Source organism: uncultured Mailhella sp. (assembly GCF_905187505.1).
Classification (GTDB): domain Bacteria; phylum Desulfobacterota; class Desulfovibrionia; order Desulfovibrionales; family Desulfovibrionaceae; genus Mailhella.
Map to the genome: position 1 here is coordinate 1 of NZ_CAJJIC010000065.1, position 12,109 is coordinate 12,109.

The 12,109-nt window shown below is 60.1% G+C and carries 9 protein-coding genes; 7 read left to right on the forward strand and 2 right to left on the reverse strand.

Going from position 1 to position 12,109, the window contains the following annotated elements:
- Positions 1 to 163 precede the first annotated feature (163 nt).
- The 3 genes from QZZ60_RS07170 to QZZ60_RS07180 all read left to right on the forward strand — a co-directional run bounded on the left by QZZ60_RS07170 (position 164) and on the right by QZZ60_RS07180 (position 5,046).
- Positions 164 to 1,636, forward strand: coding sequence for a sigma 54-interacting transcriptional regulator (locus tag QZZ60_RS07170; protein ID WP_295639870.1), 1,473 nt, complete (start codon positions 164 to 166; stop codon positions 1,634 to 1,636).
- An 849-nt stretch (positions 1,637 to 2,485) separates the two neighbouring features.
- Complete coding sequence (locus QZZ60_RS07175) at positions 2,486 to 3,985, forward strand: APC family permease (RefSeq protein WP_295639873.1); 1,500 nt, start codon at positions 2,486 to 2,488, stop codon at positions 3,983 to 3,985.
- 329 nt (positions 3,986 to 4,314) lie between these two features.
- Entirely contained in the window at positions 4,315 to 5,046 is a 732-nt protein-coding gene (locus tag QZZ60_RS07180) for a sulfite exporter TauE/SafE family protein (RefSeq protein ID WP_295639877.1), read from the forward strand.
- A gap of 3 nt (positions 5,047 to 5,049) precedes the next feature.
- Here the strand turns inward: QZZ60_RS07180 and menA are convergent, their stop codons facing one another.
- Positions 5,050 to 5,958, reverse strand: a complete 909-nt coding sequence (gene menA / locus QZZ60_RS07185) for a 1,4-dihydroxy-2-naphthoate octaprenyltransferase (protein WP_295639880.1) — start codon at positions 5,956 to 5,958, stop codon at positions 5,050 to 5,052.
- A gap of 168 nt (positions 5,959 to 6,126) precedes the next feature.
- Between menA and QZZ60_RS07190 the strand changes: the two genes are divergently transcribed.
- The 4 genes from QZZ60_RS07190 (at position 6,127) to QZZ60_RS07205 (ending at position 11,103) form a co-directional block, all read left to right on the forward strand.
- Entirely contained in the window at positions 6,127 to 6,789 is a 663-nt protein-coding gene (locus QZZ60_RS07190) for a TetR/AcrR family transcriptional regulator (protein WP_295639882.1), read from the forward strand.
- 432 nt (positions 6,790 to 7,221) lie between these two features.
- Positions 7,222 to 8,925, forward strand: a complete 1,704-nt coding sequence (locus QZZ60_RS07195) for a glutamine--tRNA ligase/YqeY domain fusion protein (protein ID WP_295639885.1) — start codon at positions 7,222 to 7,224, stop codon at positions 8,923 to 8,925.
- Between the two features lie 159 nt (positions 8,926 to 9,084).
- Positions 9,085 to 10,404: a phosphomethylpyrimidine synthase ThiC gene (thiC, locus tag QZZ60_RS07200; RefSeq protein ID WP_295639888.1), complete on the forward strand. Its 1,320-nt coding sequence runs from the start codon at positions 9,085 to 9,087 to the stop codon at positions 10,402 to 10,404.
- 93 nt (positions 10,405 to 10,497) lie between these two features.
- Complete coding sequence (locus QZZ60_RS07205) at positions 10,498 to 11,103, forward strand: hypothetical protein (protein WP_295639891.1); 606 nt, start codon at positions 10,498 to 10,500, stop codon at positions 11,101 to 11,103.
- Between the two features lie 211 nt (positions 11,104 to 11,314).
- Here the strand turns inward: QZZ60_RS07205 and argB are convergent.
- Positions 11,315 to 12,109, reverse strand: a 795-nt coding sequence (argB, locus tag QZZ60_RS07210) for an acetylglutamate kinase (protein ID WP_295639894.1), incomplete at its 5' end; no start/stop codon positions are given.

Consider the following 12,109-nt stretch of genomic DNA (forward strand, 5'->3'; position numbering starts at 1 on the left):
TTATTTATCATCATAATTATCTGAAATATAACATTTTATAAAACTGACAAGGCAAAATTTCACTGCCGGAAGCCACAAAGGTCGCAAAAAAAACTTTCTTTTTAAAAAGTATTTTTTTATACATGAGAAAAATTTATCAGACCTTCCGTCAAAAGGATCTCCTATGCTTATCGGTACGAAAAGCTGCAGCGACGTCAGCATGGCAGACGTCATGACTCCTGCCATGCGGGCCATATGGGACCACATGAGCATCGGCGTGGCCATTGTGGACGGTGAGGGAACGTGCGTCTACATGAACGAAATTCAGGCCCGAGTGGACGGATTCAGCACCTCGGGCGTGGTGGGCAAGCACATCACGGAACTTTACGTGCCCAACGGCATGACCCGCATTCCCACCATGGAATGTCTGCACCGGGGCGAACCGCTTTTGCGGAAGGCATACTGGTACAAGACCATCAACAATTCCCTGTTCTCCTCCGTGACGGACTTCTATCCGCTGTTCCGCGAAGGCCGGAAAGACGGCGTGCTGGCCTTCACCATATGGGTGGACAGCGCGCTTCTTACCGGCGAGGCAAAAATGAACACGCGTGCTCCTGCCGCCGCCAGCGAAAGCACGCGCTACACGTTTGAAAGCATCATCGGCCACGATCCGGCGCTGCGCGGCGCCATAAGCGACGCAAAGGTGGCCGCCAGAAGTCCGGTGCCGGTCATGATCTGGGGGGAAAACGGCACCGGCAAGGAACTCTTCGCGCAGGCGCTGCACGCCGCAAGCCCGCGAAAGGATCATCCCTTCGTGGCCGTCAACTGCGCGGCCATACCGGAAAACCTGCTGGAAGGCATACTGTTCGGCACGTCAAAAGGCGCGTACACCGATGCCGCGGACAAGCCCGGTCTTTTTGAAAAGGCCGACGGCGGCACGCTGCTTCTCGACGAGCTCAATTCCATGCCGCTCGGACTGCAGTCCAAGCTTCTGCGCGTCCTTCAGGAAAAAAGAGTGCGCAGGCTCGGGGCAAACACGGAAAAGGACGTGGATGTGCGGGTGATCAGCATTCTCAACGAGCCTCCCATCACGGCCGTGAGCCGGGGCATACTGCGCAACGACCTTTATTACCGCCTTGCCGTGGTAGGCATTGCCGTGCCTCCCCTGCGCGAACGGCTGGAAGACATTCCGCTGCTCATTTCCTCCTTCCTGCAGCGCGACGGGGAAAAGCCCGGCGTGAGAATCTCCGATTCCGTCATGAAGCTGTTCTGGGGCTACTCCTGGCCCGGCAACATCCGCGAGCTTCTGCACGTCATCGAAGGCAGTCTCGCCCTGCTCGGCGAACGCACCGTCATTACCGAAGACTGCCTGCCGAGACAGTTCCGGGAAGCCTGCCTCGGCAGGCGTGCGGCAGAATCGCAGCCGCAGCCCGCAGCTCCGAACGATGCCGCCTTCATCGACGACTACCGCGACGTGCGCAGAAACAGCGTCATTCCTCTTAAAGAAAAGCTCAATGCCTTTGAATCCCGGTGCATACGCAACGTTCTGCGCGTGACGGGAGGCAACGTTTCCAAGGCCGCAAGAATCATGGAACTCACCGGTCCCGGCCTGCGCTACAAAATGAAGCAGCTCGGCATAAGCGAAGAGGATTATTAGGCACTTCCCCGACATTGCGGGCAGAGCCGGTGCCGGCATTCCGCAGAAGCTCGACATTCCCGGCTGCACGCCTCCCATCCGCAGCCGGCATCGAAAGACCTCCTTTTTCCCGCCCTTTCGTCAAAAGGCCTCAGCATCCGGCAATCCCATGCTGAGGCCTTTTTCACCTCTTCTGATCCGTCCGTTGCTCCTGCTCCAGCACAACAGCCCCGTTTTTCTTCCGCTGCCATGGGCGGATTCCGTCAGACAAGATCCTTGGACAGACCTCCATTTCCCTTCCCGGGATAGAAACGCCTGTCCCGGCCAGGAAGCCCGTCAGCCCGTTCCCCGTCCGAACGGTGCCTTCATGCCGGAAGTATACATATAACATATTGATTTAATTTAAATATATACATTTTTTCTTCTTTTTTCCTGCTGTTGCGGCAGGCATCGCGTTGTTCTTCACATGAGAAAACAAGTGCAAATTATGGAATATTTGCTATTAACCCGTTCATTTTTTTCGGTTTGACGCAAAACAAATAGCTCTATTTTTCACATATTTCTTTCAAAAAAGAAAAAAATTTTTTCTTTTTTGATTATTTTCTTTTTTTAAGCTAATGACTTTCATTACCGTTAAAAATATTTTTCTTTTATATTTAGATTGTTAGGTATAAGCTGTTCCACATGGGCTCTTTTGGCATGGTTCTTGCTTCAAGTTCATCATCTCACATTCTTTTCGCACACAATTCCATCACCCAAAAGTCGTTTGCTTGTTTTCGGCCCGCAGCACCCGCGCTCCGTTTTCGGAAGCCTCCGGGCGACCTCTCCTGCGTCAGCAGGTTCCCCTCTCTCCATCAGCAGGAACGACATATGTCAGAAGCCAAGCTTACCAAGTCCCTTTCTCCCATGCAGGTCTGCGCCCTCGCGCTCGGCTCCATCGTCGGCTGGGGCTGCTTCGTCCTTCCCGGTGACATGTTTCTCCCCTCCGCCGGTCCCCTCGGCACGCTGCTCGGCTTCCTTGCCGGCGCCATTCTCATTTCCTTCGTCGGCGTGTGCTACAGCTACATGGTCAAATACGCTCCCGTCGCCGGAGGTGCGTTCACCTATGCCTACATAGGCTTCGGCCCCACCGCCTCGTTCATATGCGGCTGGGCGCTGGTCATCGGCTACATCGCCATCGTCATGATAGACATTGCCGCGCTCTCGCTCATCTTCCGCTTCCTGTTCCCGGGAGTGTTCGAATTCGGCGAGCTCTACACCATCGCGGGCTGGAAGGTCTACATGGGCGAAGTGCTGCTCATGACCGCCGGCACCATCATCTTCGGCTGGCTCAACTACCGCAGCGTCGGCATGGCCGGCAAGCTGCAGCTCATTCTTGCCTTCATGCTCACCTTCGGCATCGTGGCCTTCTTCTTCGGCTCCTCCTCCCTGGATTCCGCCGGCATCAGCAACCTCGTGCCCCTGTTTGCGGAAAACAAGTCGCAGGCCGCCTGCATCATGAGCATATTTGCGCTCTCACCCTTCCTCTTCGTGGGCTTCGACACCGTACCCCAGGCCTCCGAGGAATTCGCCTTCGATCCCGGCCGCTGCCGCAACATCATGGTCGTCTCCATCTTCGTGGGCATGATACTCTACGCCATGGTCATGCTCGGTGTGGCCATCGCCATTCCCTACCCCGAACTTCTCGCAAAAATGGAAGAAATGCGCGCCGCCGGCGGTCACGCCTGGGCTACCGGCTACGTGGCCACGCTGGCCTTCGGCAAGCTCGGCTCCGTCATTCTTGCCTGCGCCGTGTTCGGCGCCGTGTGCACCGGCATCAACGGCTTCTTCGTGGCCGCCAGCCGTCTGCTCCTTGCCATGTCCAGAGGGAGCATCCTCCCCGAATGGTTCGGCCGCATCCATCCCACCTATCACACGCCCTACAATGCCATTCTCTTCACCGCTGTTCTTGCCCTGCTCACGCCCTTCGCCGGCCGCTCCGCCGTCGGCTGGACCGTGGACATGAGCTCCGTCGGCACCGGCATAGGCTATCTCTTCACCTGTCTCGTCGCCCGTCGCGCCATTCTGAACAGCGAAAACGCCGCTGGCAGACGCCTCGGCCTGTTCTGCTGCGTCATGGGCACGATCTGCTCCATCCTGACCCTCGTGCTGCTTCTTACCCCCGGCTCGCCCGCCTACATCTCCTTCGCGCCTCGCTGCGTGCTCGCCGTGTGGGTCGTCATGGGCTTCGTGTTCTACTTCTCCAACAAGAAGGTATGGAGCAGTCTCTCCACCGAAGAAATCTCCCGGAACATTCTCGGGGGCACCGACATCCCCATCCTTTTCGACAAGAAGGAAATCCCCTGCGCTCCTGAACGTGAAAACGCCTGATCCCACGTTCATGACTGAGGAGGCGGACAGCCGGCGCATCTGAACGTCCGCCTTCTCCCCTCCGCCGGCCGGAAGGCGGTCATTCTTCCCCGTGACCGCCTTCCGCTTTCTTTTTGCGCTTCTGCTGCCGGACAAAAAAACGCTTGTCCGACCGGAGCGTCCTGCGTTTTCCTCCGTCGGTCACGCTTCCATAAGGCCGCAGGTTCTCCGTGCAGCGTTCCGGCAACGCAGCATCCTTTCTCCCCCGAAGGCCCCGATCGTCCGGCTTCCCTGCCCTGTCGCCCTCAAAGGCCGTAAAAATCCGGCGCTCTCAGAAGAGGACAGTTTTCATGGACAGCACTTCACTCATCGTCTTTCTCTGCTGGTTTGCGGGAGGATTCGTCTCCGGCCTCACCGGCATAGGCGGCGCCATGGTCGCCGTGCCCGCCGCAGCGCTCATTCTTCCCATGCACGTGGTCATTCCTCTCAGCTGCATTCTCAACGCCGCCATGGACGGCAGCCTGGCCTTCATGCATTTCCGGCACTGCCGCACGGCGGCGCTGTGGCCTCTGCTACTGGGGGCTGTCCCGGGCTCATTCGCCGGACTCAAGATCCTTCAGGTGTGCTCCGATGCCGTGCTTCAGGGCTCGGTGGGCGTGCTGCTCATCGTCTACGTGATCTGGCAGCGAACGGCCAGAGCCGGCAGCAGAAAAAAGGAATCCTGGCTGCTCGGCGGCACGGCGGGATTCGGCGCAGGTCTTCTCGGCACGGCCATATCCTTCGACGGGCCGCCTGCAGGCGCCTACGCGCTCTATCGCGGCTGGGGGCCGCGAGAAGTTCTGGGAACGCTCGGCATATTCTTCTTCGTCCGCAGCCTTTTCACCTGCGTTCTTCAGGCTCAGGCGGGATTCTACACGCCGCAGGTGCTGGGCTACGCCGCCTGGGGCATGCCGGCCTGCATTCTCGGCGCTCTGTGCGCGTTCCCGGTGGTGAAGCACATCCGCGTTGACCTCTTCCGACGCGCGCTCATGGCGGTCATTGCCCTCGCCGGGCTGGTATGCCTGTGGCAGGCTCTGCGCTGAACGCTATTTCGCCATGGCGTCCAGCAGCATTCCGGCGGCAAGAAGAAGACTGAAGACAAGAATGTTGCGGGACGTGAGGCCGAGGCAGCGATTGAGCTCCCTGCCCTCATAAATGGAAGAGATTCTGCTCCACACCCGATAGTGGGGAATGAGAAAAAGAAGCGGCAGAAGGCCCGCCCAAAACATTCCATGCGGGATGAGACAGAGCGCAAAAGCGCAGGCAAAGCCGCCCTGGGCAAGATAGTAGCGGAGGCCGAATTCCGCGCCGAAGCGCGCAATGAGCGTCTTCTTGCCGGAAAGCCGGTCCTGATCGCGGTCGCGGAAGTTGTTGATGGTGAGCAGCAGATTGATGCACACGCCCACGGCAAGCCCGGCAAGCGTGGCCTGAGGAGACCATGCCCCGGCCTGAACGTAATAGGTGAAGCCTACGGCCACAAGCCCGAAAAAGACCACCACGAGCACGTCGCCCCAGCCGTGCGCCGCCAGAGGATACGGTCCAGCAGAATACATGTAGGCACACACAAGACAGACAAGCGCCACGCCCGCCATGCTCCAGCCCCCGTACCAGACAAGAGGCAGCCCCGCACAAAGCGCCAGCACCAGATCGATGACGATGCCCGTCTTCATTCTGCGCGGCGATATCCAGCCCTGGGCGCAGGCACGGCGCGGTCCGAGGCGGTCATCCCGGTCGTTGCCCTGCTCGAAGTCGCACACGTCGTTGATGAAGTTGGAAGCTATCTGCATGAGCACGGCGAAAAGCACGCAGAGAAGCGCCGGGATCACCCGGAAGCTCCCCGCCCAGGCGGCCAGAGAACAGCCCACGGCCACGGGGGCGAGAGCCGCGGCCAGAGTCTTCGGCCGACAGGCCAGCACCCACGCGTACAGAGAATCCCTGCGAACTTCCGTTTCCATAACCATTTCTCCCGCGGCCACGCCGCCTGACGTATCATCTTGACGCCCGGTTGAGGGCGAGGGCAGAATAGCGCATCTTGCGGGCAAAGAAAAGAAAGCCCCTCTCCTCTCTCCCCCGGGACCACGAAAACGCCCCCTTCAGGGCAAACTCTCCTTCACGAGGCCTTCATGACGGCAGCACTCAGCACCACCACGACAACACGCGGCAAGGGCCGTCCACGCAGCTTCGACAGAGACGCGGCACTCCTCAGGGCCCTGGAAGTATTCTGGAGACGCGGCTACGAACCCGCATCCATATCCGAACTGTGTGCCGCCATGGGCATAAACGCGCCCAGTCTGTACGCCGCCTTCGGCAACAAGTCCCGGCTTTTTCTGGAGGCCGTGACCTTCTACGAAGAACGCTACTGGACCGCTCCCTCCCGCCGGTTCATGGAAGAGAAGGACTTTTATCTGGCCGTCAGCAACTTCTTTGCCGAAGCCGCCTCCATTCTGCTTTCCGCCGACACTCCCTGCGGCTGCATGGTGGTGCTCGCCGCCGTCAACATTTCCGACGGAGAGACGGACGTCACCGAAACACTGCACAAGCTTCGCGTCGCCACCAAAAACATGTTCGCCGAAAAAATACGGCAGGCCGTCAGGACGGGACAGCTTCCTGAGAACACCAGCACGGAGGGCCTCGCCTCGGCGTTCAACACCTTTCTGGAAGGCATGTCTCTTCAGGCGCGCGACTACCTGAACGAAGAAGCTCTGAAGGAAACGGCCTCCTACGCCGTGCGCATGCTTCCCAAATGGCGCAGACATCTGAAGTTACGCATCGAAGAAAATCAATAAAACAAGCATGATGAATATATTTTTATCAATCGATAAAAATATCGGCATATTTTTGTATTGATTGATATGAATTTATGTTCCCTTCTTCTTTCCCGCACGGATTCCTCCCCGGTCCGCCCCCCGCGCTCTCCGGTCTGACGCGGCATCGGAGCTCCCCCTTCCCGGGCCGCAGCACGGAACGGTAGCCGTTTCTCCCTTCATGCTCCGGCGACACGGCGCGCCGACAGGTTCTTTTCTCATCGCTTCCCCGCCTTCCGGGCGAAAAAACCCTGCATTTCCTTCCCGGAGGCGCCCCTTCGCTCAATTGACCTTCATGTCCGAGAAAGGTATTCTTTTCAGCCGTCAGGCATTCAGGACATGCGCCGAAGCGCATGGTTCCACCGCTGTCCCGCGCGCCCTGAACGCGCAGCAGCCAAACGACATGAGGCCCCCATGAGCCAGAACACCCCCGCCCCTGAAGCGGAACGCGCCCAGGGCACGGACTTTCTCCGCGCCCGCATCAATCAGGACAATCTTACCGGCCGTTTCGGCGGCCGCGTGCATACCCGCTTTCCTCCCGAACCCAACGGATATCTGCACATAGGCCACGCAAAATCCATCTGCATCAATTTCGGTCTGGCCAAGGAATACGGCGGGCTGTGCAATCTGCGCTTCGACGACACCAACCCCGTCAAGGAAGACACCGAGTACGTCGACTCCATTCAGAAGGACGTACAGTGGCTGGGCTTCCAGTGGGCCGGCGACGTCCATTACGCCTCCGACTACTTCGACCAGCTTTATGAATACGCCGAAAAGCTCATCATGATGGGCAAAGCCTATGTGGACGAGCTTTCCGCCGACGAGATACGCGAATACCGCGGCACGCTCACGAAGCCCGGCACGCCCAGCCCGTGGCGCGACCGCCCCGCCGAGGAGAGCCTCGATCTTTTCCGCCGCATGAAGGCCGGCGAATTTGAAGACGGCAGATACGTGCTCCGCGCCAAGATAGACATGGCGTCGCCCAACATCATCATGCGCGATCCCACCATCTACCGCATACGCCATGCCACGCATCACCGCACGGGCGACAAGTGGTGCATCTACCCGATGTACGACTTCACGCACTGCCTCTCCGACTCCATCGAGGGCATCACGCATTCCATCTGCACGCTGGAGTTCGACAACAACCGCGAGCTCTACGACTGGGTGCTGGACACGCTCGGCGTCTATCACTCCCAGCAGATAGAATTTGCACGTCTCCAGCTCACCTACACCGTGCTTTCCAAGCGCAAGCTCATCCAGCTGGTGAAGGAAGGCTACGTGCGCGGCTGGGACGATCCCCGCATGCCCACCATTTCCGGTCTGCGCCGCCGCGGCTACACGCCCGAGTCCATCCGCGACTTCTGCTCGCGCATCGGCATCGCCCGCAGCGCCGATTCCGTGGTGCATTACAGCCTGCTGGAATTCTGCTGCCGCGAGCATCTGAACGCCGTCGCACCGCGCTGCATGGCCGTGCTCAACCCGCTCAAGGTCGTCATCACCGACTACCCCGAAGATCAGGTGGAGGAATTCGATCAGCCGCTGCACCCCGAAGATGCGTCCTTCGGGAGCCGCAAGGTGCCCTTCTGCCGAGAAATCTACATCGATCGCGACGACTTCCGGGAAGATCCGCCCAAGAAGTACTTCCGTCTCGCTCCCGGTGCGGAAGTGCGCCTCCGCTACGCCTACTACATCACCTGCCGGGAAGTCATAAAGGACGCGGACGGCAACATCGTGGAGCTGCACTGCACCCATGATCCCTCTTCGCGCGGCGGCTCCAGCCCCGACGGCCGCAAGGTCAAGGGCACGCTGCACTGGGTGAGCGCCCGGCATGCCGTTCCCGCCGAAGTTCGTCTGTACGAACAGATGTTCACCACCGAAACCGACAGCGACATCGAAGAAGGCAAGACCTTCCTCGACTACTTCAATCCCGATTCCGAAAAGATCGTCACGGCCATGGCGGAACCCTATCTCGCCACGCTTCCCGCGGGCAGCCGCGTGCAGTTCGAGCGCGTGGGCTATTTCTGCGCGGACCCCGACGGCACGCCGGAACACCCCGTGTTCAACCGTACCGTGACGCTCAAGGATTCCTGGGCAAAGATAGAGAAAAAGCAGTAGGAACATCCGGGGAGTCCCCCTCCCCGACTGCTCACTCATACACCGCGGAAGACACCGAACGCGTCTTCCCGGATGCATCCGCGGCAGAACGCCGCAACGGGCGGCGGCAAGCCAGCGTCTTCCCGCCGTCGAAGACCGGACTCCTCAGAAGGAGGCAGCATGTCCATTTTTGAGAAGAATCAGGCCCTTGCCAGTCTGTTTGAACAGCACAAGGCACGTCTGTGCGAAGAAGAAGGCCTGACGGAAGAAGAAATCCGTTCCGCCATCGAAGCGGGCACCATGGTGCTGCTCGGCAACCCCAACCACAAGGACGTCCGTCCCATTCTGGTGGGACAGCCCTCTCGGGTGAAGGTGAACGCCAACATCGGCACCTCGCCCTTCCACTGCAGCGTGAAGGGTGAAATGCGCAAGCTCAAAATCGCTCTGGACGCCGGCGCGGACACCGTCATGGATCTCTCCATTGCGGGCGACCTCGACGACATCCGCCGCCAGATGCTGGAAGCCTGCCCCGCTCCTCTCGGCACGGTTCCCATGTACGGCGTGGCGCAGATATACATCGACCGCGGCGAAGACCCGGCCACCATCGATCCCGAAGTCATCTTCGCAGACGTGGAAAAGCAGGCCGAACAGGGCGTGGACTTCATGACCCTGCACTGCGGCCTCACCCGCCAGGGTGCGGAATGGGGCGCCAAGGGCGGCCGCGTCATGGGCATCGTATCCCGCGGCGGCAGCATTCTTTCCCGCTGGATGCTGCGCAACGACAAGGAAAATCCCCTGCTCACCGGGTTCGACCGTCTGCTCGACATTGCGCTGCGCTACAACGTCACGCTCTCGCTCGGCGACGGTCTGCGTCCCGGAGCGGGCAGCGACGCCGGCGACGCCGCCCAGTGGATGGAAGTCATCATGCTCGGCCAGCTTGCCAGGCGCGGTCTGGAAAAGGGCGTGCAGTGCATGATCGAAGGCCCCGGCCACGTGAACCTGCGCGAGGTGGAAGCGCAGATCATCAACATCAAGACGCTCACCCACGGCGCGCCTCTCTATGTGCTCGGCCCCATCGTCACCGACACCACTCCCGGCTATGACCACATTGCCGGAGCCATCGGCGGCGCTCTGGCCGTGAAGGCAGGCGTGGACTTTTTGTGCTACCTCACCCCCGCCGAGCACCTTACCCTGCCCGACGAGGACGACGTGAAGCAGGGCGTCATGGCCTCCCGCGTGGCGGCTCAGGCCGGTGAAAACGCCCTCGGCACGCCCCGTGCCAGAGCGCGCGAAGCCAAGATGTCCAAGGCCCGCATGGAGCTCGACTGGGAAGCCATGCGCGAAGCCGCCATTGATCCCGAGCTCATGGACAAGCGCCGCGAACCCCACAAGAACGAAGAAGCCTGCGCCATGTGCGGCAACTTCTGCGCCGTGCGCATGATGCGCGAAGGCAACCCTGCGGCCCAGGTGCCGAGCCACTGCCAGCATCACCGCAAATAGTCACAGCCGGCGCGGACGCCGAGTCCGCGCCGTTCCTTTACGGAAAGGCCGCATCCAGCCGATGCGGCCTTTCTTCCTCATGGACGCAAAAACATGTGCAAGACAGCCGTCATTCTGGCAATTCTGCTGATGTTGCCTGCGCTCGGCTACGACGCCGAGGCCCGGCCTTCCCGGCCTCTTACCGCCAGACAGGCCTTTGCTCTCATCCCGACGGAAATATTCGACAACACTCGAGCCCCCCTCAGCGAGTCCGACAAGGATCAGCTGGCCGATCAGGGAGTCACCGAGCACTGGAGCATTGCCGAGGACGACCGGGACACGCTGCGCGTGGCCTCGGCGGACGGACTGCCGGACGTCTCCCTGAAAATGTTCCGTTCGGAGCGCGGAGCCGTAGCCGCCTTCCGCACCGAAGAGGACGACGGCGAATGCGTTTCCGAACTGTGGTACATAAGCGCCGGCGGTCATGCCGCCCCGCTTCCCCTGCCCCCCGAACCGGCCGTCGACGACTTTTTCAGGCCCGACCGCGATCTTCCCGGAAGAATTTCCTCAAGCTGCACCTACTGCGTCTTCGACAGAGGACTGGAAGTCCTGCCCTCCTTCGCTTCCGACGGCTTTCCCTGCGAGCTTGAGCCCGACAACGCCGTGTACTATCTCTGGAACGGCCGCACGTTCGTGAAGAAGATCAAAAAGCTGCGCTGACAGTTGGGGCACGTCCGCGCTTCTTCTGCGGCGCTCCCGGCACCGCATGCCCCAAGCGCACCCACGCCGGACATGAAAAAAGGCGGCCGAAGCCGCCTTTTTTCATAAAAACAACGTTTGACGCTGCGTGAGCGACGCCTTCAGGAAACACTTTGACCGAAGGCATGGAAGACGCCTTTCCGGGTCGATTTCACCCCGAACGTCATTCCCGCTACTTCACGATTTCGGTGCCTATGCCCTGATCGGTAAGCAGTTCCAGAAGCAGACAGTTTTCCACGCGACCGTCCACGATGGTCACCTTGTCCACGCCCCTGTCCAGCGCGTCGAGACAGCAGTTGATCTTGGGGATCATGCCGCCGCTCAGCGTGCCGTCTTCCAGAAGACGATGCGCATCGGCCGTGTCGATATGCTCGATGAGCTTCCCTTCCTTGTCCAGAATGCCGGCCACGTCGGTGAGCATGAGCAGACGGCGGGCCTTGAGCGCACCGGCCACGGCTCCGGCTACGGAGTCGGCGTTGATGTTGTAGGTATTGCCTTCAGCATCCACGCCCACGGGCGCGATGACGGGCACGAACTCATCGTTAATGAGCGAACGCAGAAGCTGGGTGTTCACGTTCGTGACCTCTCCCACGTTGCCGAGATCGATGATTTCCGGCGGCTGCTGTTCGCCGTGACTGATGGTCATGGCGAGCTTGCGCGCCTCGAGCAGCATGCCGTCCTTGCCGGAAAGCCCCACGGCCCTCGCTCCCGTTTTGTTGATGAGATTCACCACGCTCTTGTTCACGGAGCCGACCAGCACCATTTCCACCACGTCCATGGTGGCCTTGTCGGTGACGCGGTGCCCCTGGCGGAACTCCGACTTGATTTCCAGCTTGCTCAGCATCTCGTTGATCTGCGGGCCGCCGCCGTGCACCACGACGGGATGGATGCCCACCAGCTTGAGCAGACTGACGTTGCGGGCAAAGGCCAGCTTGAGGCGCTCTTCGGTCATGGCATGGCCGCCGTA

Bases quoted from the DNA above. Each gene is read 5' to 3' on its own strand.
- thiC (WP_295639888.1), top strand. From the start codon at position 9,085: ATGTCCATTTTTGAGAAGAATCAGGCCCTTGCCAGTCTGTTTGAACAG.
- QZZ60_RS07205 (WP_295639891.1), top strand. From the start codon at position 10,498: ATGTGCAAGACAGCCGTCATTCTGGCAATTCTGCTGATGTTGCCTGCG.
- QZZ60_RS07180 (WP_295639877.1), top strand. From the start codon at position 4,315: ATGGACAGCACTTCACTCATCGTCTTTCTCTGCTGGTTTGCGGGAGGA.
- QZZ60_RS07175 (WP_295639873.1), top strand. From the start codon at position 2,486: ATGTCAGAAGCCAAGCTTACCAAGTCCCTTTCTCCCATGCAGGTCTGC.
- QZZ60_RS07195 (WP_295639885.1), top strand. From the start codon at position 7,222: ATGAGCCAGAACACCCCCGCCCCTGAAGCGGAACGCGCCCAGGGCACG.
- QZZ60_RS07190 (WP_295639882.1), top strand. From the start codon at position 6,127: ATGACGGCAGCACTCAGCACCACCACGACAACACGCGGCAAGGGCCGT.
- QZZ60_RS07170 (WP_295639870.1), top strand. From the start codon at position 164: ATGCTTATCGGTACGAAAAGCTGCAGCGACGTCAGCATGGCAGACGTC.
- menA (WP_295639880.1), bottom strand. From the start codon at position 5,958: ATGGAAACGGAAGTTCGCAGGGATTCTCTGTACGCGTGGGTGCTGGCC.